Raw genomic sequence first — 19,411 nt, 5'->3', positions numbered from 1 at the left:
GTCCGGGCCCTGTCCCGGATACAGCCCAGCAGAGCGCCGCGCGGCTGACGCGCGACATCGGTCATTGGCACAAGCACGGCTTTGGCCGCTGGGCGGTCGAGGCGGATGAAAAGCTGGTCGGCTTCGGCGGCGTCACGGTATCGGCGGATTTCGACGGTCTGAACCTGTCCTATCATCTTCATCCGGCGAGCTGGGGACATGGCTATGCCACGGAATTGGTGACGGAAGCACTGCGCACCGCGTTCGGCCCCTTGCGTGCCGATCGGGTTGTCGGCCTCGTCCGCCCCGCCAATCCGGCTTCGCGACGGGTGCTGGAGAAATGTGGCTTCGTCTTCGAAAAAGAGGTGATTCTGCACGGGGCGCCAACGATAGTTTTGGCATTGGCGCACCCAAGAAGAGTCAATATTTCAGGCCCGGCTGCCTAGAGCGGCGCGCCCGGCCTAAGGCCCGGGCGCGCCGGAACTATTCCGCAGCAATCGCGGCTGCTTCGCATCCGTCCGTCTCGCACTCAGCCGTGGCAAGGCTGCGCTGGCCAAGCAGCACCGTGGCCAGCGCGATCGTGCCTGAAGCCACAGAGACCCAGAACCCGTTCTGGGCACCGAACGCATCGACCACCGCGCCGGCCGCGAACGAGCCGAGCGCCATGCCGATGCCGATGCCGGTCATGACCCAGGTAATGCCTTCGGTCAGCATCGCCTCCGGCACATGCCGCTCGATCAGGCCGAAGGCGGTGATGAAGGTCGGCGAGATCGCCACGCCGCTGATGAACACGGTCAGCGCCAGCAGTGGCACGGTGTCGGCGGTGAGCGGCAACAGCGTGCCGAGCGCGACGAGGGCGACTGCGATGGCCAACTGGCGTTGCAGCGGCGCCTTCAGGCTGAGCGCGCCGACGATGATGCCGAGCACGAACGATCCCAGCGCATAAACGCCGATGACAAGGCTGGCGGCGCCGGGCTGGCCAAGCTCCTTGGTGATCGCCACGGTGCTGACTTCCGTCGTCGCGAAGGTCGCGCCGATGAAGATCAGGGCGAAGGTGATGATCTGAACCGGCCGCAGGCGGATCGCCGAGCCGCTTGAGCCATGGTCCACCGGCCGCACTTGCGGCTCCGTCGAGCGTTGCAGGATGAAGGCCGCTGATCCGAATGCGAGAAATAATGTGCTCACCAGAACGCCGGCTTCCGGGAACAGGGCAGCACTGAGACCGACCGATAGCGATGCCCCGGCGATATAGACCAGTTCATCGGCCGCGGACTCGAAGGCGAATGCGGTGTTCATCTGCGGCCGTCCGCGGAAAATCTCTGTCCAGCGCGCCCGCACCATCGCCGGCATGCTTGGCATGGCCGCGGCCAGTAAGGCCGACACGAACAGCGTCCACACCGGCCAGTCCTGGTTGGCCGCCGCTATCAGGACGGCGAAAGCCAGCACCGCGATGATGGTGGTGGGCACGACGATCCGTGTCTGGCCCAGGCGGTCCACCAGTCTGGATATCTGCGGCGCAACGAAAGCGTTGGCCAGCGCGTATGTTGCCGAGACGGCTCCGGCCAGCCAGTATTCGCCACGCGTCTGCGACAGCATCGCCACGATGCCGATGGGCGCCATGGCGATCGGCAGGCGCGCCATGAATCCGGCGGCCGCAAAGCCCTTGGTTCCGGGGGCACGAAAGATTTCCGCATAGGGATTTTGCATGGGTGGTTCCTCGACAAAGGACGATTCGGCAATTACATACGAAGCGTATGATTGTTAAATAGAGCATACGCCGCGTATGTCAATTGGCATACGTTACGTATGTGAATAGGGCCAGAAGCCATGCACAGACCCCGCAAGGAGATGATCGCCGAGACGCGCGCAAAGCTGATCGCGGCGGCCCGCCATGCCTTCGGCACAACAGGCTATGCGGAAGCCTCGATGGATGATTTCACCGCTTCGGCCGGGCTGACGCGCGGCGCGCTCTATCATCATTTCGGCGACAAGAAGGGGCTGCTGCAGGCGGTCATAGCCCAGATCGACGGCGAAATGGCGGCGCGCATCAATGAGGTCGCGTCGAGAGCGCCGACCCGCTGGCAGCATTTCGTCGACGAGTGCTCGACCTATATCGAGATGGCGCTGGAGCCGGAAATCCAGCGCATCATGTTCCGGGATGGCCCGGCCGTGCTGGGGGATCCAGCGCAATGGCCGAATGCCAGTGCGTGCATCGTGTCAATGACCGACCATCTGACCGCGCTGCAGGAGGAGGGGGTCGTTGTCTCGAGCCTCGACCCCGAGACGGCCTCGCGACTGATCAACGGAGCGAGCAGCCAGGCAGCGCAACGGATCGCCAATTCGGACGACCCCGAAGCGACGTCCAAGAAGGTGGTGACGGCGTTCAAGCAACTGCTCGAAGGCCTGCTCAAGAAGCCGGATCCGCAGTCGAATTGAAGTTCCCACCGGAGCTTTTCGTGCCGGCAGCTGTTCCCGATAGGAATTTTTTCTTGACACCTGCCCTCAGCTAAGGTACATATTCGTCCATGGTGCTGATTTGCGCCGGTGACCCGCCGCACAGGCGGGTTTTTCGTTTGATGCTCCGTCAGACAATGCGCCGGCGAAAGGCTGCGAAAGAAAACCGTTGCCCAGAATTCGTCGCCCTGTGGTGCCAGGGCCGGCAATTGACAATCGCCGGGTTGAGTTCATCCTCTTCCACCATCTCTGAGGCGGAGGGGCACATGTGGGATTTCGAGATCGGCCGGTCGGTGTCCATCATGATGCGGACCTGGCCGTTCATCGTCTTTCGTATGATCGTCTATTTCGGCATCACGCTGGCCTACATCATGGCGACCGGCACCGGTGCCTCGGTCGGCTATGGCGTCGGCCATATCTCCACCGATCCCGACGGGCCCATGTCCTTTGCCCTGTGGGGCGGCGTGGTCGGGTTTGGCATCGTCTCGATCGCGGTCTACTGGATCCGCGAATACATCCTCTATATCGTCAAGGCCGGCCACATCGCCGTCATGGTTCATCTGATCGACGGCCGCGACATTCCCGGCGGTCAGGACCAGATCGCCTACGCCAGGGATGTCGTCACCCAGCGTTTTGCCGAGGCCAATATCCTTTTCGTCGTCGACCAGCTCGTCAAGGGTGCCATCCGCGCCATCACCGGCCTGCTCGGCGGTATCGCCGCCTTCCTGCCGATACCGGGCCTGAGCGGCCTGGTCTCCTTCATCAACACGGTGATCCGCCTGTCGCTGACCTATGTCGACGAGATCATCCTCGGTTACAACATCCGCATCAATTCAGCCTCACCCTTCGAGACGGCGCGCCAAGGCGTCGTGCTCTATGCCCAGAACGGCAAGGTCATGGTCAAGAACGCCGTCTGGCTGGCGGTCATCATGTGGGGCGTGTCGTTCGTCATCTTTCTGATGATGCTGGCGCCTGCCGGCGCCATTCTGTTCCTGATGCCCGGCCAGCTCGCCGGCTGGGCCTTCGTGCTCGCCATCGTCTTCGCCTGGGCATTCAAGGCGGCCTTCATCGAGCCTTTCGCCATCGCTTGCCTGATGCAGGTCTATTTCAAGACCATCGCGGGCCAGGTGCCGGATCCGGCCTGGGACGCCCGGTTGGCCGAGGCGTCGTCGAAGTTCAGGGAGCTCAAGGACAAGGCGCTCGCCTCCTTCGGCGGTTCGCGCTGGGGTACGGCCGGCGCCACACCCTGATCGGCCGGGCAGGTGGTGTCTGGTGAGGCAGAAACGGTGTTGAGGCGCGCCACGGTGGACTTGAGCTGTGTCTCGCCTTGCCCGGAAAACGTCTCGCTCATGATCAGTTCCGGCAGCGGCAGCCGCCGTCCCCAACCATGCGTTTCAAGGTCCGGTTTGGAAGCGAACTCGGAAACACGGCCGACGCAGAGATAGGCGATTGGCGTTACGTGATCCGGAATGGCCAACAGCCGCTTCAGCGCCTCAGCCTCGATGATGCTCACCCAGCCGACGCCAACGCCCTCGGCACGCGCGGCCAGCCAGAAATTCTGCACCGCGCAGACGGTGCTGTAGAGATCCATCTCCGGATTGTGCCAGCGTCCCAGCGGCGAACCCTTCGAGCGCTGCCGGTCGCAAGTGATGCAGATGTTGAGCGCGCTCTCGCAGATGCCTTCCAGCTTGAGCTTGCGGTACAGCGCCTGTTTTTCCGCCTCGATCGCCGGCAGTTCCTGCTCGCGCGCGGCCAGGAACAGGTCGCGCACCTCCGCTCGTCGTCCGGCATCGCGAATGACAATGAAATTCCATGGCTGCATGAAGCCGACCGATGGCGCGTGATGGGCGGCAAGCAGCAGCCGCGCCAGCACGTCGTCATCGATCGCGGTGGGCAGGAAATGGCTGCGCACGTCGCGCCGCGTGAACATGGCGCGATAGACCGCATCGCGCGCATTCTGGTCGAATCCATCGTCAATGGCAGCGGTCATATGTTCCGGCATCGCTTGTCCCCTTGCGATTGCAGATTCAAAACGGTCAGAGCGTACTTTGTGCGTCCAAATGGACGCACGTCGCTCTGATGCCACCCGCCCGACCATGCGGATGACGATGCCTGCCAGGCCGGTCTTCTGGCTTGGGATCAACCCGCGTCCGGTGCCTTCCCGTCATCGACAGTGGCATTTACCGGCGCGGTCCCCCTCACAGCGTTGGGCACGCCACGGAATTCAACCGTGTTCCCGATTCTCCCGCTTGCGGCGGGCACCAGGCAGTGCCAAGGACTTTACGCCGAAGCGCCGGCGAGGCCAATGCCTGCGGCGACACGAATGGACGCAGGCGCGATTTTCCCCAGTCATCGGCCGCCCGTGCATGGCCTTTGTCGATCCGGGTCACTAGATTAGGACGATGACCACCCGTCTCTACACGCATCCGATCTTCCTCGAGCATCTCACGCCGCCCGGACATCCCGAGCGGCCCGACCGCCTGCGTGCCATCGAGCGCGTGCTCGACGAGGAAGCCTTTGCCGGGCTCGATCGTATCCAGGCGCCGGAAGGCGACGAGGCCACCATCCTCTACGCGCATCCCGCCGATTTCGTCGCCCGCGTGCGCGCCGCCATTCCCGACGAGGGGATTGCCCGCATCGATGCCGACACCACTGCCAGTCCGAAGAGCTGGCAAGCGGCGATCACCGCGATCGGCGCCGCCAACGCCGCCGTCGATGATGTCTTTTCGGGCCGCGCCGACAACGTCTTCGTCGCCGCCCGGCCGCCCGGCCATCATGCCGAAAAGACCACGGCCATGGGCTTCTGCCTGTTCAACACGGCGGCGATCGCGGCGCGTTATGCGCAGAAGAAACACGGTGTCGAGCGCGTTGCCATCGTCGACTGGGACGTGCATCACGGCAATGGCACGCAGGATATTTTCTGGGACGATCCCTCGGTGCTCTATTGCTCGACACACCAGATGCCGCTTTATCCCGGCACCGGAGCGAAGACCGAAACGGGCGCCGGCAACATCGTCAACGCACCGCTGGCGCCGCAGACCGGCAGCGAAGTGTTTCGCGATGCCTTCCTGTCGCGCGTCCTGCCCGCGCTCGACAATTTCGCGCCCGACCTGATCATCATTTCGGCCGGGTTCGACGCGCACCACCGCGATCCGCTGGCCGAGATCAATCTGACCGAGGATGATTTCGATTGGGCGACCGGCCAGCTGATGCAGCGCGCGGCACGCCACAGCGGCAACCGGCTCGTCAGCCTGCTCGAGGGCGGCTACGATCTGCAGGGATTGGCATTTTCGGTCGCCGCCCATGTCGGGCGACTGATGAAAGGATGAACGATGGCTGGTGAGACCAACGAAGACGTCAAGGCGATGAGCTTCGAGCAGGCACTCGATGCGCTGGAGAAGATCGTCGATGATCTGGAGCGTGGCGACGTGCCGCTCGACCAGTCGATCAGGATCTATGAACGTGGCGAGGCGCTGAAGGCGCATTGCGACCGGCTGCTGAAGGCCGCCGAGGACAAGGTCGAGAAGATCAGGCTGTCGCGCGACGGCAAGCCGGTTGGAACGGAGCCGCTCGACGCGGATTGAGGCCGGTCCGAACGATGGCCTCGCCTCACCGGTTTTTGGACATGATCATGATCGAGGATATAACTCGTTGCGATTGAAACAGCTCAAGGACAAGAGGAGATACGGAAGCGATGTGCAGAAACATCAAGACCCTGTTCAATTTTGATCCGCCGGCAACCAATGACGAGGTGCGCGACGCGGCCCTTCAGTTCGTCCGCAAGCTGAGCGGAACGACGCGACCCTCGAAGCAGAACCAGCACGCCTTCGATCATGCCGTCGACGCCATCGCGGCCTCGGCGCGCGAACTGCTCGATTCCCTGGAAACCCATCAGCATCCGCGCAATCGCGAAGAGGTGGCGGCCAAGCTGCGGGCAAAGGCGGCCATCCGCTTTGCCTGATGCGGCCAGGCGGCCTTCGACCACCGACAAGGAGAGTCCATGAGCTTCTTCCCCGGGAAAGACCCTGAGGTGGGCGATGCGTTCGCCAGCGATCAGATCGAATTGATGGTCATTCCGAACGCCAAGGACATCGGTGGTTTTCAGGTGCGCCGTGCCCTGCCAACGGCAAAAAGGCGGTTGGTCGGTCCGTTCATCTTCTTCGACCGCATGGGTCCCGCGATCCTGCGGGCCGGCCAGGCGCTGGACGTCCGTCCGCATCCGCATATCGGACTGTCGACGGTCACCTATCTGTTCGACGGCAAGATCCGGCACCGCGACTCCCTCGGCACCGAAATGGTCATTCAGCCCGGCGACGTGAATTTGATGACCGCCGGCCGCGGCATCGTCCATTCGGAGCGTACGCCGGAGGAACTGCGTGGCGCGCCGATGTCGGTATCCGGCCTGCAGACATGGCTGGCGCTGCCGGACGACAAGGAAGAGGTGGCTCCTGTGTTCGAGAACACAGGAGCGCTCAGGCTTCCCGAGATTGATGCCGAAGGCGTCAACGGGCGCCTCATCATCGGCGATTTCCAAGGATTACGGTCCCCGGTCAGGGCCGATTCGGAGACGCTCTACGCCGACCTGCGCCTGGCGCCCGGCGCCAGCGTGAAAATCCCTGCCGATGCGGAAGAGCGCGCCATTTACACGCTGGAAGGCGAGGTCTCGATTTCGGGCGATGTGTTCCCAGCCGAACGGCTGCTGGTCTTCCGTCCCGGTGACGAGATCGTCGTGTCGTCGCAGACCGGGGCGCATTTCATGCTGTTCGGCGGCGCCTCTCTTGGTTCGAAGCGTTACATCTGGTGGAATTTCGTCTCGTCGTCGAAAGAGCGTATCGAACAGGCGAAAGAGGAATGGAAGACAGGCCGCTTCGACATCGTTCCAGGAGACGAGGAAGAGTTCATTCCGCTGCCGGAAAGCTGATGCCTGTCGCCCAAAGTGGCCCGGTTTTGGGGAAACGACCTGCATAGAAGCAAAAGACCACAGTCTGATCCGCGTCACTGACACGCATTTACTTTCGCCGGCCGGCGGCCTATTTCGCCCATCAACCGAAAGCCTGAGCACCGTGAACGCAACGCCGCATACGCCGCTTCTCGACAAGGCCCGCATCCCGGCCGACCTGCGCATGCTTGCCGAGAGTGAGCTGCCGCAACTGGCGTCCGAGCTTCGCGCCGAGCTGGTCGACGCGGTATCCCGCACGGGTGGTCATCTGGGCGCCGGCCTTGGCGTGGTCGAGCTGACAGTGGCGCTGCACTATGTCTTCAACACCCCCGATGATCGGCTGATCTGGGATGTCGGCCACCAGGCCTATCCGCACAAGATCCTGACCGGCCGCCGCGACCGTATCCGCACGCTGCGCCAGGAAGGCGGCCTGTCCGGCTTCACCCGCCGCGCCGAGAGCGAGTACGATCCCTTCGGCGCTGCCCACTCCTCGACATCGATATCGGCCGGCCTCGGCATGGCCGCGGCCCGCGATCTCTCCGGCGGCCGCAACAATGTCATCGCCGTCATCGGCGACGGCGCCATGTCTGCCGGCATGGCCTACGAGGCGATGAACAATGCCGGCGCGCTCGATGCACGGCTGATCGTCATTCTCAACGACAACGACATGTCGATCGCGCCGCCAACCGGCGCCATGAGCGCCTATCTGGCGCGGCTGGCCTCCGGCAAGGCCTATATCGGCCTGCGCGATTTCGGCAAAAAACTGACATCTTATCTCGGCAAGCGGGCGGATCGTGCGATCACAAGGGCGGTCGAGCATGCACGCGGCTACGTCACCGGCGGCACGCTGTTCGAGGAACTCGGCTTCTATCACATCGGCCCGATCGACGGCCACAATCTGGAGCATCTGATCCCGGTCCTGAAAAATGTCCGAGACAATGGCGAAGGCCCGGTGCTCATCCATGTCGTCACCCAGAAGGGCAAGGGCTATGCGCCGGCGGAAGCCGCCGCCGACAAATATCACGGCGTCAACAAGTTCGACGTCATCACCGGCGCGCAGGCCAAGGCGCCGGCCAACGCACCGGCCTACACCAAGGTGTTCGCCGAAAGCCTGGTCCAGGAGGGCCGCGAGGACGACCGCATCGTCGCCGTCACCGCAGCCATGCCGAGCGGTACCGGCCTCGACCTGTTCGGCGAAGCGTTCCCGTCGAGGACCTTCGATGTCGGCATCGCCGAACAGCACGCGGTGACCTTCGCCGCCGGCCTCGCCACCGAAGGCTACAAGCCGTTCGCGGCCATCTATTCCACCTTCCTGCAGCGCGCCTACGACCAGGTCGTCCACGACGTCGCCATCCAGAAATTACCGGTGCGCTTTCCCATCGACCGCGCCGGCTTCGTCGGCGCCGATGGCGCCACCCATTGCGGCGCCTTCGACACCACCTTCCTGGCGACACTGCCGGGCTTCGTGGTGATGGCGGCGGCCGACGAGGCGGAGCTGCGCCACATGGTACGCACCGCGGCAAGCTATGATGACGGCCCGATCGCCTTTCGCTATCCGCGCGGCAATGGCGTTGGCGTCGACATGCCGGAGCGTGGCTCCGTGCTCGAAGTCGGCAAGGGCCGCATCGTCAGGGAGGGCACCAAGGTAGCATTGCTGTCCTTCGGCACACGGCTGCAGGATTGCCTGATCGCCGCCGAGGAGCTAGGGGCTGCCGGGCTCTCCACCACGGTCGCCGACGCCCGTTTCGCCAAGCCGCTCGACGAGGATCTGATCCGGCGGCTGGCCCGCTCGCATGAGGTTCTGGTGACGGTGGAGGAGGGCGCCGTCGGCGGCTTCGCCAGCCATGTGCTGCAGTTCCTCGCCCATGAAGGCCTGCTGGAAAGCGGCCTGAAGGTGCGCCCGCTGGTGCTGCCCGACGTGTTTACCGACCACGCCAAGCCGGAAAAGATGTATGCCGATGCCGGGCTCGATGCTGCCGGCATCGTGCGCACCGTGTTCGTCGCGCTCGGGCATACGGTTCGCGCCCAGCGCGCCTGAATCAAAGTCTCAGTGACTTGAATCAGTTTGCCGGCCAACGTTCTTAACGCGTTGTTTACGCTGCCGTTTGGCGCTTTGCTTACCGTGTCTCTTGGCCGTTTTTCAACGGCGCCCTGCTAGATCGTGATCAGGCAGGGAGACAGCAACAATGAAAACGCTTCTGTGCGGCGCAGCGCTTTGCGCCGTCATCGTCGCGCCGGCCACAGCCGAAACGCGCTATGATCGCAGCCTCGAAAAGGCGGCCATGGGCATCGTCGCCGGCAAGATGGGCGACATCCGCGGCGGCTTTTCCTTCAAGCAGGTGCCGCAACTGGTGGTTCTGCCGGCCCCCGTTCCCGCACCTGCGGTTGCCATCGAGCCTTCACGCGAGCAAGCGTCGGGAGGGCGTGCGGATGGGTTGTCTCCGGCCGTCGAGCGCCCGGTTTCGCGAAGCGTATTCTGAGCTAGAGACCAGCAAGCCCTGATCGGGATTGCCCGATCGTTTCATCGTGCTTTGCCGCTGTGCGGGTGATCTAAAGGCGTCGGCACTGCTACTCCGCCGCCACCAGCTCCGCTTGTTGCGCCGGTTTCTCGGGGCGCCAGGATTGCGCCGCGTGGCGGGCGCGGTCTGCCAGGGCGGCAAGGCGTCCGCGCAGGTTTCGTCCACCCACCACTGACGACAAGATCACCGAATGCGTCGCAAAGCGGCGCTTGAAATCCTCGCCGCCGCAGAGAAAATCGATCGTGGTCAAGCCCCTGTCGAACGACCACTGGATGTAATCCATCATCAAGACCATGCCCGGCGAGGCCCGTTCGAAGGCCGGATCATAGGTGGTGACGAAAGCCATCATGGTTCCATGCTGCTCGAAATTGATCGATATGGCGATGATCTCGTCTTCGCGTTCGAGCACGAAGATGCGCAGCAACCCAAGCCCGGCCAGAACGGAGATCAGTGCCGGCAGCGCGGGGGAACCTTCGTCGAACAGGTCCGAAACGCGGCCGTGTTTTGCGAGCCATAGCCGTTTCAGCGCGGCGACGCGTTCCAGCACCGGCTCGCGGGCTTCGTGCGCATCCATCAGGCGGAAACGCAGCGCGCCGCCTTCCTCCATGAATTTGTAACCACGGCGATAGTTTTGCCGGGTTTTCTTCGACTGGCTTTCAAACCATTGTGCGCCGCGTTGTCCGGCGCTGGAAACTCGGTAGCTGACCTCGCTGCGGTGGCTCGGCTGCAAGATGCTGCCCTGGCCTGGGGCGGCGGGACCAAGCAGGGTCCGGAATCGAGCATCGGGCAACAGCCGATTGAGATACGCAAGATCGAAGCCGCTATCGTCGAGGATATGTTGCCAGAGTTGCGGCAGGATCTGTGGCTCTGCATCGGGAGCAAGCAGGACATCGCCATAGTCGCAGTGATCCTTCGCCGCCCATTCCAGCATACGGATGCCCGAGCGCCAGAAGGTCGCGAGCGCAATGACCGCCTCGAGGCGCTCGCCGCTCCAGACCAGGCCGATCCTGAGGCCGCGGCGGTCCTGATGCGGTGTGGTGTGCCACCAGGCCGAGATCCAGTCGGGATGCTGGAAAACGAGGCCGCCGGCGCGTTGCCAGAGCGCTGCCCAGGCGGGCGCGATTTCTGCCAGTCGCTCTGGCGAGGTTGCAATTTCGATCCGGTGCGCTTGCTGCATCCGAAACACGGCCGGTCCGTTCATGGCTTGCCCCCCTGCGGCGATTGCTGTGGCTCGGGCTTGTCGGCGCGGAAATGTCTGGCGATCTGCCGCCACATCCGCTGCAGCGGCATGACATAGAGGCCTGCGAGCGACTGGTAGTCGCGCACGTTGCGTTCGATCAAACCGAACTTGAAGTCCTCGTCGGGTTTCGGAACGCACAGAGTTCCGAAGAGCCGATCCCAGAACGAGAAGAGCAGCCCGAAGTTCTTGTCGTAATGGCGCGGGTCGGTGCTGTGGTGCAACTGATGCCAGTGTGGGCACAGGATCAGATTGTTCAACGGCCCAAACGAGATCTTGAAATGCGTGTGCCTGACGAAATCCATCATCAGGATGTTGCGTATGATGTAGACGTTGACGCCGAAGACCGTCAGTTCAACCAGGTTCAGCGACACCAGCGACCAGATGCCGACGCAGATGCCGGGAATGACGCCGTCCCAGGCCCGGTTCATCAATTCGTCGAGCGGGTGGACGCGATCCTTGGTGATGCCGACCATCACCTCGGCCGAATGGTGCACCTTGTGCAGTTCCCAGAGCACCGGGTAGCGGTGCTGGGCGACATGATAGAGATAGTACGAAATGTCGTAGGCAAGCAGCATGGTGAGGGTGAAGATCGTCACCGTCACAGGCCCCGCCGGCCCCTCGATCAGAGGCGGCTGGATTGCCAGCAGCGTGGAGAGCAACCAGTTCGTCGCATAGCCGACGGCGCTGACGAAGACGACGCCGGCGGGCAGCATGAGGAATGGCATCAGCGCCTTCCGCGTCACCCAGAACAAAAGGTCGGCTTTCGCCGAAGGATGCGTGATGACCTCATGCGGGACCGCGAACTCGAAGAACTCTTTCCAGCTCTTTTTCTCGACCGTGCGCCAATAGGCGACCAGGGCACTGGCCAAAGCAGTCAGCAACAGAAGTCCGGTCGCCAGCAGGCCGGCGCCAGAAATCCGGTCAAGAACCTTGTAGACGATGTCGCTGGCCATTTCCAAAGTTGCCGCCTCTTCATCCGGGTTTTCCCGTCGTCGCGGTCATAACATTGAAGTCCTCAAGCAAATGCGATGAAAATTGGTTAAGAAATCATGAGGCTTTCTAGATTGTTGGTATTTACCCGCAGGCGGTGAGACCTCATGCTTCGGCGGTCATCCGTCTCAACGGGCGTAACGCATGGGTATTCATAAGGATGGTCGGCGGGACGGGACGCCTCACCATCGTCGCCGTGCAAGATGCTGAGCGTGATGATGGGAACGGGAGACGAAATGCTTCCAGCTGGCGCTCTTGCCATCGTCGTCGGCTTTCGCCATGAAGGCCGATGAATTCGCCTCTGCCAGCCAGCGCACGCCAGCGGCTCGACGACCTGCTCGTCCAGCGCGGGCTGTTTGCCAGCCGCTCGCGTGCCCGCGACGCGGTCGAGCGCGGCACTGTGACCGTCGACGGCCTCATTGCGCGCAAGCCCGGCCAGAGCGTTTTGCCGCAATGTCACGTTACCATCGATGATCCGGCGCAAGGCTATGTGTCGCGCGCGGCACTCAAGCTGATCGGCGGGCTCGATCATTTCGGCCTCGATCCTGCCGGCCGTGAAGCGCTCGACATCGGCGCCTCGACCGGCGGCTTCACCCAGGTGTTGCTCGAGCGCGGCGTGGCCCATGTCACCGCCGTCGATGTCGGTCATGGCCAGATGCATCCTGATATCGGCGGCGACCCGCGTGTGACGGTGATCGAAGGGCTGAACGCCCGCGACCTCGCCGTCACCGATCTCGGCGGGCGTATTCCGGATTTCATCGTCTCCGACGTCAGCTTCATCTCGCTGAAACTGGCGCTGCCGCCGGCCCTTGGTCTGGCCAAGGCTGGCGCAAAGGCCATGTTTCTGGTCAAGCCGCAATTCGAGGCCGGCAGGGAAGCGATCGGCAAGGGTGGTCTGTTGAAGGATCCCTTCGACGCCGCCCGTGTCGCCGGCCTGCTGCAGGATTGGCTGGACTCCGTTCCCGGCTGGCGCTCGCTGGGGCTGCATCTGTCGCCGATCGATGGCGGCGACGGCAATCGCGAATTCCTGCTCGGTGGGATCAAGGACCGATGAGCGCGCGCTTCAGCATCAGGAAACTTGGCGCCCAGGGCGACGGTGTCGCCGAGACCGAGACAGGCGATCTGTTCATTCCCTTCACACTGCCCGGTGAAACGGTCACCGCCGCGCGCGAAAGGGATCGCGCCATGCTGATGGCGGTGCTGGAAGCATCGCCGCTGCGCATCGATCCCGCCTGCCGCCACTTCACCGAATGCGGCGGTTGCGCGCTCCAGCATTTCGAAGCCGAAGCCTATCGCCAGTGGAAGCGCGAAAAAGTGGCGCACATCCTGAAGGGCAAGGGCATCGATTGCGAGATCGGTGACCTGGTCGCCTGCGCACCGCAGACGCGCCGCCGTGTCGTGCTTGCCGCCCGGCGCACCGAGACAGGCATGCTGCTCGGCTTCCATCGCCATCTGTCGCCGGAGATCGTCGCCATATCGGAATGCCCGATCTCGCTGCCGGAGATCGTTGCCGCGCTCGATCGCTTGAAGGCGCTCGCCGAATTGGTCTGCGCAACCGCCAAATCGTTCCGGCTGGCGGTCACCGTGACCGGTTCGGGGCTCGATGTCGCGGTTCACGAATCCGGCAAGCTCGGGGAGCACCAGCGCCGGATCGCGGCTAACTTCGTCATGGCGCAGGGCTTTGCCAGGCTGTCCATCGATGACGAAATCATTATCGAGCCGAAAAAGCCGGTGGTCATGTTCGGCAGCGTCGCTGTCGCCTTGCCCCCGGGCGCGTTCCTGCAGGCAACCGAGGCCGCCGAACAGGCGATGGCCGACATCGTCGGCGGACATCTGAAGCGTGCCAAGAAGGTGGCGGATCTTTTCGCCGGTTGCGGTAGCTTTGCTCTGCGCCTGGCCGCGAAGTCGGAAGTCCATGCGGTGGAAGGCGATGCGGCAGCGCTTTCAGCGCTCGACCGTGGATCGCGCTTCGCCACCGGCTTGAAGCGGGTGACGGGCGAACGCCGCGACCTGTTCCGCCGGCCGCTGACGTTCAAGGAGTTGAATGCGTTCGACGGTGTGGTGTTCGACCCGCCGCGCGCCGGCGCCGAGGACCAGTCGAAGCAGATCGCCCGCTCGGATGTTCCCTACGTTGCCGCGGTATCCTGCAATCCGGTGACGCTGGCTCGCGACCTGCGCATCCTCATCGACGGCGGCTACGCCTTGAAGAGCGTGACGCCGATCGACCAGTTCCTGTGGTCGCCGCAAGTCGAAGCGGTGGCACTGCTGGAGAAGCCGAAGAAGCGGCGATAGCCTGGAGGCTTCGGCCCTACGAACTTGGCGACAGTCGTTTCGACGTGCCGCCGCGTTGGTTGATCGACACCCAGGTGTTTGGGTTCTGCTGCGACTGACGTTTCACGAAGTAATAGCCCGTCGCATTCCAGGGCCTGATCTCATTGACCAGATTGTCCAGGACAAGATCACCCTTGTCGGTTTTCACCGTCAGAATGGTGTGGCCTTCATTGTCCAGGTCGCGCACCACGGTCATCAGCAACGCTTGCCGGGGGAATCCCGCTGCCAGAAGAAGCTTGCGCTTGTAGAGCGCGTAGATCTTGCAGTCGCCCTTACCGTCTACCGGATAGTCCCAGTGATCCGCCATCGTACCCCAGTGATCGAAATTGCTGACGGGTTTGATGGCGCTGTTCGCCTTGTGATTTATCCGCTTGAGGATGCGTAGGTTCTGCGCGGTCAGCTTGATATTCGCGGCCGGCAGAGCGGGCACCTTGCACTCCTTTGGCCGGCGATGGCAGAAATCGACCCAACCGTAGGGGACGCTGGTGCTTCCACCAATTGCGGCAGATTGCGTCGATCGCGACTTGAACAATGTCGACTGTGCCGCCGCCGGACTGGCTTGCAACCATGTCGCGCCAATCAACGAAACGAAGCCAAGCAGGAAAGAGGAGGTCAGGACGCCGGGGAAATGCCGCATTGCCAACACCACCGCAACCAGAAGGCCGGCACTGCGTTCGTGCGGAAACGGCAGCCCAGGCAGTTAAACACCTAACAATTTCCTAATGCCGATTGTGTTCACTTCAAGGTGCAGCCGGGAATTCAAACTGGAAAACGCAAGCATCAGCGGGCGCATTCGGTCTGACTCGACCATCAGGGCGCCAGCGACGGACCTTTGTCATGCTTCCTGCAAGCTGTCATATCCCGCCGTCTTTGCAGCCTTGAGGAAATTACGATCAAAGGTTGCAAAGCCAGCGCAATGAGCTGATTTCCCCAGATGCAGAGCATCTGCGAAATCCATTCCCTTCTTTGCGAGGTCGAGTGCGGACGACACCACCGCGCTGTCCGCGACCTCTACTGTTGGGAGCCCGCCAAATGTCCGCAGCGCGATGTCAGGCGCCGCATAACGTAAGCGCCGGCGCAACTCTCATGATGGCGCTCTCGGGTGCGCTCGTCGCCTGGATTTTGCGAAAGATCGCTCGAACCGGGCTATTGCCGTCCTATGCACTTGGCATCGCAGCCATGACGTTTGTCGCAGCTGCGCTGTATGTCTCCGGCCACGACGGGACCGTCGACTACCTGAGTGCTTGGGTCAAATATGCGATCGGTGGCGTCATCGCCTTCCTGATTCTCTACACGACTTCGCGCCGGTCTATCGGCAAGGCATAAGCCCGGCCATCGGGGCCGTTCGCTCAGACCCGCGTGCCGCCCACCGTCATCTGGTTCATGCGCAGATGCGGCTGGCCGACGCCGACCGGCACGCCCTGTCCGGCCTTGCCGCACATGCCGATGCCGGTGTCGAGCTTCATGTCGTTGCCGATCATCGAGACGCGATGCATGGCGTCCGGACCGTTGCCTATCAGCATCGCGCCCTTGATCGGCTGCGTCACCTTGCCGTTCTCGATCATGTAGGCCTCGGTGCAGCCGAACACGAATTTGCCCGAGGTGATGTCGACCTGGCCGCCACCGAAGGAGACGGCATAGATGCCGTTCTTGACCGAGGCGATGATTTCGTCCGGCTCCATGTCGCCCGCCGTCATATAGGTGTTGGTCATGCGCGGCATCGGCTGGTGTGCGTAGCCTTCGCGGCGGCCGTTGCCGGTTGCCTTCATGCCCATCAGCCGGGCGTTCTGGCGATCCTGCATGTAGCCGACCAGCTTGCCGTCCTCGATCAGCACATTGCGGGCCGAAGGCGTGCCTTCGTCGTCGACTGTCAGCGAGCCGCGCCGCTCGGGCATCGTGCCGTCGTCGACGACGGTCACCCCCTTGGCGGCGACCTGCTGGCCGAGCAGTCCGGCGAAGGCCGAGGTCTTCTTGCGGTTGAAATCGCCTTCCAGCCCATGGCCGACGGCCTCGTGCAGCATGACGCCCGGCCAGCCGCTGGACAAGACGATGTCGAAAGTGCCGGCCGGCGCCGGTATCGCCTCAAGATTGACCAGAGCTTGCCTGAGCGCCTCCTTGGCGGCGTGCTTCCAGCTGTCCTCGACCAGGAATTCGCCAAACGCCTTGCGGCCGCCCATGCCGTAGGAGCCGCTCTCCTGGCGGTCGCCATTGCCGACAACGACGGAGACGTTGACGCGGACAAGCGGGCGGATGTCGCGCACCATTTGGCCGTCGGCGCGCACGATCTCGACATGCTGCCAGGATGCGGCGAGCGATGCCGAAACCTGCCGCACGCGCGGGTCCTCGGCGCGCAGCCAGGCGTCGATTTCCTGCAGGAGCTTTGCCTTGGCCTCGAAGGAGGGCGAGGGGATCGGGTTCTCTTCGCCATAGAGATGGCGGTTGGTGCGGGCGGGTGCGGCGGCAAGCGTGCCGGAATAGCCGCCCTTGACGGTCGAAACGGCATCGGCCGCGCGCAGCAGCGAAGCTTCGGAGAGATCGCTGGAATGGGCATAGCCGCTGGCTTCGCCGGCAACCGCGCGCAGGCCAAACCCTTGGTCGGTGTTGAAGTTGGCGGTCTTCAGCCGGCCATTGTCGAACATCAGCGCTTCGCTCTCGCTGTATTCGAGGAACAGCTCGCCGTCATCGGCGCCGTTGATGGTTTCGGCGACGATCTGCTTGATGCGATCGTCTGAAATGTCGAATTGGCCGATCAGGCTGTTCATGGCGCGTCCGTTCACAGGAGGAATGGGTCTTTGCCACGATGTAGGCGCGAAGGTGCGCCGAGACAATCGCTCAGCCGCATTGTGAAGACAAAAGCGGTTTGCCAGCAGACCGTCGACGTCACTTCTGGTTGATGAAGCCGGTGATGTCGCCGGGCTTTCAGGGGAGGGCGGCGAAGCCGTCGGCAAAACCCTTGAGGTCGACCGGGATGCCGATGCCTTCTTCCGGGGTCTGGAAGACAATGAAGGTGGCCGACGTGCCGGTCTTCAGCGTGTCGAGAAGCGGCTTTTCGAGGATAACCTCGGCATAGCAGCCGTCCTGGAAACAGCGCACGAAATAGGCGCGACCGATGTCCTTGCCGTCGACATTGAGGCCAAGCCCGTTGGGCAAAAGCACGCCGAGCGGCGCCAGAACGCGCAGGATCTCCGCCTTGTTGTCGGCGGTGCGCAGCACGACGACCGACAGTCCCATCTCCGGACGGTCCTCGGCGACGACGTTCTGCATCATCACGCATTGTTCCGAGGTGGCACCGGCCGGCGTGTCGCAGATGATCGACCATGCGCCATGCGTCGAGCGAACGGTACCGCTCGGTTGCGCGGCGTTCGCCGTGCCGGACACGATCGCGGACAAGCCGATGCCAGACAGGGCGGCGAAAAAGATGACCTTCGCCCAGTTTCTCGAAAACCGAGAGTTTCTCGAAAGCCAGTAATTCATGACGGCTCCATTGCGAATCACGGCACTTTAAGCCGCGCCAAAGCCAAGTAAAGGACGAGACCGCACCAGGTCTGCCCCGAAAAAGCCAATACGGCGCTTTTCCCTGCCAATTTCGCCCGAATTGCGACGTTCGGCACGTGCGCGCCGCGGGAATGCCGCTGTGGGTTCAATGTAGGCGATTCGGGGCTGCCGCGGCTGCCTCCAAAGGCACATCCGGGCTTGCGCGCAAAAATGCCGCACGGTTTCGTCCGCTCCTTTCTTGCGGAGGGAAAAAGAGTATGGTTTGAACCAGCTTGAAACTGTCGGGATTCCCGTCCCGGCATTGTTCGTTATTCTCGTGGGTACCACAGCGAGGAACTGGGAGACGATGAGGGCGATGAGAAATTTCCTGGCAAACGCCAAGGTTCCAGCAAGTGCCAAGTTTCTAAGTGCTTGTGCCGCTATCACGTTTTTCGCCGGCGCATCCGCCCATGCCGACCAGCCCAAGAACTGGGAGACAACCTTCCAGGCGCCGGCGACCGACATGATGCGGCAGATCGAGTGGTTCGGGAACTACACAATGTGGTTCATCGTCCCGATCACCATCCTGGTGCTGATTCTTCTCGCCTATTGCATCATCAGATTCCGCGCGAGCGCCAACCCGGTTCCGTCCAAGACCAGCCACAACACGTGGATCGAGTTGATCTGGACGATCGGACCTGTCGTCATCCTGCTCCTCATCGCTATCCCCTCGTTCCAGCTGCTGACCGCGCAATACACGCCGCCGGAAGAAGCAAAGCTGACCGTCAAGGCGACCGGCAACCAGTGGAACTGGGACTACGAGTACCAGACCGACAACACGCTCTCTTTCAACTCCGCGATCCTCCAGGACGCCGAACGCGCCGCTGCCGGCAAGGAGGACCGCAAGGTCTACCCGCGCCTGCTGGCCGTCGACAACGAGCTGGTCGTGCCGGTCAACACCATGACCCGCGTGCTCGTCACCGCGACCGACGTGATCCACTCCTTCGCCATGCCGTCGTTCGGCATCAAGATCGACGCCGTTCCGGGTCGCACCAACGAGACCTGGTTCAAGGCGGAGAAGGAAGGTATTTTTTACGGCCAGTGCTCGCAGCTCTGCGGCAAGGACCATGCCTTCATGCCGATCGCCATCCGCGTCGTCTCTGATGCGCAGTTCAAGACCTGGCTGGCGGCAGCCAAGACCGATCTGCCCGGCGCCAACAAGACGCTGATGGCCGAGGTCGACGGCCAGAACAAGGTAGCGGCCGCCGGCAACTGATGCCGCGGGTTAGCAAGATTTAGGGAACGGAGCGGAACATGGCAGACGCTGCAGCTCACGACGGGCACGACCACAAGCCTTATCACGGCTGGGTGCGCTGGGTTTATTCGACCAACCACAAGGACATCGGCACGCTCTACCTGATCTTCGCGATCATGGCCGGCATCATCGGCGGCGCCTTGTCGGTCGCCATCCGCATGGAACTGCAG

At 62.9% G+C, this 19,411-nt stretch carries 20 protein-coding genes, 2 pseudogenes and 1 riboswitch; of the genes and pseudogenes, 14 read left to right on the top strand and 8 right to left on the bottom strand.

Annotation, left to right across the window (positions count from 1 at the left end; all coding sequences use genetic code 11):
- Positions 1-425: GNAT family protein (locus tag EN969_RS01690; protein WP_164758125.1), on the top strand; the 425-nt coding region annotated here is incomplete at its 5' end.
- 37 nt (positions 426-462) lie between these two features.
- On the opposite strand, the gene EN969_RS01685 is transcribed toward EN969_RS01690, so the two are convergent.
- A complete protein-coding gene (locus EN969_RS01685; protein ID WP_063167668.1) occupies positions 463-1,686 on the bottom strand; it encodes an MFS transporter in 1,224 nt (407 codons plus the stop codon).
- Positions 1,687-1,806: 120 nt separating this feature from the next.
- On the opposite strand from EN969_RS01685, the gene EN969_RS01680 reads away from it, so the two are divergent.
- Together EN969_RS01680 and EN969_RS01675 are read left to right on the top strand one after the other, a co-directional pair.
- Positions 1,807-2,415 (top strand): TetR/AcrR family transcriptional regulator, encoded by a 609-nt coding sequence (locus EN969_RS01680; protein WP_013532796.1) that lies wholly within the window; start codon positions 1,807-1,809, stop codon positions 2,413-2,415.
- Between the two features lie 284 nt (positions 2,416-2,699).
- Positions 2,700-3,683 carry a hypothetical protein gene (locus EN969_RS01675; protein ID WP_063167669.1) on the top strand — a complete coding sequence of 328 codons (984 nt, stop codon included), beginning with the start codon at positions 2,700-2,702 and terminating at the stop codon, positions 3,681-3,683.
- A 122-nt stretch (positions 3,684-3,805) separates the two neighbouring features.
- Here EN969_RS01675 and bluB read toward each other — a convergent pair.
- A pseudogene (gene bluB, locus EN969_RS35770) lies at positions 3,806-4,423 on the bottom strand (5,6-dimethylbenzimidazole synthase); the annotation flags it as partial.
- Between the two features lie 110 nt (positions 4,424-4,533).
- Positions 4,534-4,714: riboswitch (cobalamin riboswitch) on the bottom strand.
- 121 nt (positions 4,715-4,835) lie between these two features.
- Between bluB and EN969_RS01665 the strand changes: the two are divergent.
- The 6 genes from EN969_RS01665 to EN969_RS01640 all read left to right on the top strand — a co-directional run bounded on the left by EN969_RS01665 (position 4,836) and on the right by EN969_RS01640 (position 9,852).
- On the top strand, positions 4,836-5,762 hold the full coding sequence (locus tag EN969_RS01665; protein ID WP_063167671.1) for a histone deacetylase family protein: 927 nt from the start codon (positions 4,836-4,838) through the stop codon (positions 5,760-5,762).
- Between the two features lie 3 nt (positions 5,763-5,765).
- Positions 5,766-6,017, top strand: a complete 252-nt coding sequence (locus tag EN969_RS01660; RefSeq protein WP_013532792.1) for an exodeoxyribonuclease VII small subunit — start codon at positions 5,766-5,768, stop codon at positions 6,015-6,017.
- A 110-nt stretch (positions 6,018-6,127) separates the two neighbouring features.
- Positions 6,128-6,394, top strand: a complete 267-nt coding sequence (locus tag EN969_RS01655) for a DUF2277 domain-containing protein (protein WP_013532791.1) — start codon at positions 6,128-6,130, stop codon at positions 6,392-6,394.
- 39 nt (positions 6,395-6,433) lie between these two features.
- Positions 6,434-7,354 carry a pirin family protein gene (locus EN969_RS01650; protein ID WP_063167672.1) on the top strand — a complete coding sequence of 307 codons (921 nt, stop codon included), beginning with the start codon at positions 6,434-6,436 and terminating at the stop codon, positions 7,352-7,354.
- Between the two features lie 142 nt (positions 7,355-7,496).
- On the top strand, positions 7,497-9,410 hold the full coding sequence (gene dxs / locus EN969_RS01645; RefSeq protein WP_063167673.1) for a 1-deoxy-D-xylulose-5-phosphate synthase: 1,914 nt from the start codon (positions 7,497-7,499) through the stop codon (positions 9,408-9,410).
- Between the two features lie 148 nt (positions 9,411-9,558).
- Complete coding sequence (locus EN969_RS01640; RefSeq protein ID WP_024503606.1) at positions 9,559-9,852, top strand: hypothetical protein; 294 nt, start codon at positions 9,559-9,561, stop codon at positions 9,850-9,852.
- Positions 9,853-9,940: 88 nt separating this feature from the next.
- Here EN969_RS01640 and EN969_RS01635 read toward each other — a convergent pair whose 3' ends face one another.
- The gene (locus EN969_RS01635) at positions 9,941-11,092 is read right to left on the bottom strand and encodes a GNAT family N-acetyltransferase (protein ID WP_063167674.1); all 1,152 of its coding nucleotides are present in this window, start codon (positions 11,090-11,092) and stop codon (positions 9,941-9,943) included.
- Positions 11,089-12,084 (bottom strand): sterol desaturase family protein, encoded by a 996-nt coding sequence (locus EN969_RS01630; protein WP_063167675.1) that lies wholly within the window; start codon positions 12,082-12,084, stop codon positions 11,089-11,091. The genes EN969_RS01635 and EN969_RS01630 overlap by 4 nt, the downstream gene beginning before the upstream one ends.
- 326 nt (positions 12,085-12,410) lie before the next feature.
- Between EN969_RS01630 and EN969_RS01625 the strand changes: the two genes are divergently transcribed.
- A complete protein-coding gene (locus EN969_RS01625; protein ID WP_063167676.1) occupies positions 12,411-13,175 on the top strand; it encodes a TlyA family RNA methyltransferase in 765 nt (254 codons plus the stop codon).
- Complete coding sequence (locus EN969_RS01620) at positions 13,172-14,413, top strand: class I SAM-dependent RNA methyltransferase (RefSeq protein ID WP_063167677.1); 1,242 nt, start codon at positions 13,172-13,174, stop codon at positions 14,411-14,413. Before EN969_RS01625 ends, EN969_RS01620 begins: the two co-directional genes overlap by 4 nt.
- A gap of 16 nt (positions 14,414-14,429) precedes the next feature.
- Here EN969_RS01620 and EN969_RS01615 read toward each other — a convergent pair whose 3' ends face one another.
- Both EN969_RS01615 and EN969_RS01610 read right to left on the bottom strand, forming a co-directional pair.
- Positions 14,430-15,089, bottom strand: a complete 660-nt coding sequence (locus EN969_RS01615) for a transglutaminase-like cysteine peptidase (protein ID WP_063167678.1) — start codon at positions 15,087-15,089, stop codon at positions 14,430-14,432.
- A gap of 198 nt (positions 15,090-15,287) precedes the next feature.
- Positions 15,288-15,443 carry a hypothetical protein gene (locus EN969_RS01610; RefSeq protein WP_244514273.1) on the bottom strand — a complete coding sequence of 52 codons (156 nt, stop codon included), beginning with the start codon at positions 15,441-15,443 and terminating at the stop codon, positions 15,288-15,290.
- A 41-nt stretch (positions 15,444-15,484) separates the two neighbouring features.
- Here EN969_RS01610 and EN969_RS01605 point away from each other — a divergent pair, with 41 nt between their 5' ends.
- The gene (locus EN969_RS01605; protein WP_063167679.1) at positions 15,485-15,778 is read left to right on the top strand and encodes a hypothetical protein; all 294 of its coding nucleotides are present in this window, start codon (positions 15,485-15,487) and stop codon (positions 15,776-15,778) included.
- 23 nt (positions 15,779-15,801) lie between these two features.
- On the opposite strand, the gene tldD is transcribed toward EN969_RS01605, so the two are convergent.
- Positions 15,802-17,214, bottom strand: coding sequence for a metalloprotease TldD (gene tldD / locus EN969_RS01600; RefSeq protein ID WP_024503610.1), 1,413 nt, complete (start codon positions 17,212-17,214; stop codon positions 15,802-15,804).
- A 157-nt stretch (positions 17,215-17,371) separates the two neighbouring features.
- Positions 17,372-17,926: an invasion associated locus B family protein gene (locus EN969_RS01595; protein WP_013532781.1), complete on the bottom strand. Its 555-nt coding sequence runs from the start codon at positions 17,924-17,926 to the stop codon at positions 17,372-17,374.
- 259 nt (positions 17,927-18,185) lie between these two features.
- On the opposite strand from EN969_RS01595, the gene coxB reads away from it, so the two are divergent.
- Both coxB and EN969_RS01585 read left to right on the top strand, forming a co-directional pair.
- Positions 18,186-19,202: a cytochrome c oxidase subunit II gene (gene coxB, locus EN969_RS01590; RefSeq protein WP_032809847.1), complete on the top strand. Its 1,017-nt coding sequence runs from the start codon at positions 18,186-18,188 to the stop codon at positions 19,200-19,202.
- A gap of 38 nt (positions 19,203-19,240) precedes the next feature.
- Positions 19,241-19,411, top strand: a pseudogene (locus tag EN969_RS01585) (cytochrome c oxidase subunit I); the annotation flags it as partial.

Source organism: Mesorhizobium sp. M7A.F.Ca.CA.003.01.2.1 (assembly GCF_003998945.1).
In the GTDB taxonomy this organism is placed as follows: Bacteria; Pseudomonadota; Alphaproteobacteria; order Rhizobiales; family Rhizobiaceae; genus Mesorhizobium; species Mesorhizobium ciceri.
This window is presented reverse-complemented; position numbering and strand designations above follow the sequence as displayed.

Coding starts and splice junctions, on each gene's coding strand:
- EN969_RS01685 (WP_063167668.1), bottom strand. CDS start 1,686: ATGCAAAATCCCTATGCGGAAATCTTTCGTGCCCCCGGAACCAAGGGC.
- EN969_RS01680 (WP_013532796.1), top strand. CDS start 1,807: ATGCACAGACCCCGCAAGGAGATGATCGCCGAGACGCGCGCAAAGCTG.
- EN969_RS01675 (WP_063167669.1), top strand. CDS start 2,700: ATGTGGGATTTCGAGATCGGCCGGTCGGTGTCCATCATGATGCGGACC.
- EN969_RS01665 (WP_063167671.1), top strand. CDS start 4,836: ATGACCACCCGTCTCTACACGCATCCGATCTTCCTCGAGCATCTCACG.
- EN969_RS01660 (WP_013532792.1), top strand. CDS start 5,766: ATGGCTGGTGAGACCAACGAAGACGTCAAGGCGATGAGCTTCGAGCAG.
- EN969_RS01655 (WP_013532791.1), top strand. CDS start 6,128: ATGTGCAGAAACATCAAGACCCTGTTCAATTTTGATCCGCCGGCAACC.
- EN969_RS01650 (WP_063167672.1), top strand. CDS start 6,434: ATGAGCTTCTTCCCCGGGAAAGACCCTGAGGTGGGCGATGCGTTCGCC.
- EN969_RS01640 (WP_024503606.1), top strand. CDS start 9,559: ATGAAAACGCTTCTGTGCGGCGCAGCGCTTTGCGCCGTCATCGTCGCG.
- EN969_RS01635 (WP_063167674.1), bottom strand. CDS start 11,092: ATGAACGGACCGGCCGTGTTTCGGATGCAGCAAGCGCACCGGATCGAA.
- EN969_RS01630 (WP_063167675.1), bottom strand. CDS start 12,084: ATGGCCAGCGACATCGTCTACAAGGTTCTTGACCGGATTTCTGGCGCC.
- EN969_RS01625 (WP_063167676.1), top strand. CDS start 12,411: ATGAATTCGCCTCTGCCAGCCAGCGCACGCCAGCGGCTCGACGACCTG.
- EN969_RS01620 (WP_063167677.1), top strand. CDS start 13,172: ATGAGCGCGCGCTTCAGCATCAGGAAACTTGGCGCCCAGGGCGACGGT.
- EN969_RS01615 (WP_063167678.1), bottom strand. CDS start 15,089: ATGCGGCATTTCCCCGGCGTCCTGACCTCCTCTTTCCTGCTTGGCTTC.
- EN969_RS01605 (WP_063167679.1), top strand. CDS start 15,485: ATGTCCGCAGCGCGATGTCAGGCGCCGCATAACGTAAGCGCCGGCGCA.
- tldD (WP_024503610.1), bottom strand. CDS start 17,214: ATGAACAGCCTGATCGGCCAATTCGACATTTCAGACGATCGCATCAAG.
- EN969_RS01595 (WP_013532781.1), bottom strand. CDS start 17,926: ATGAATTACTGGCTTTCGAGAAACTCTCGGTTTTCGAGAAACTGGGCG.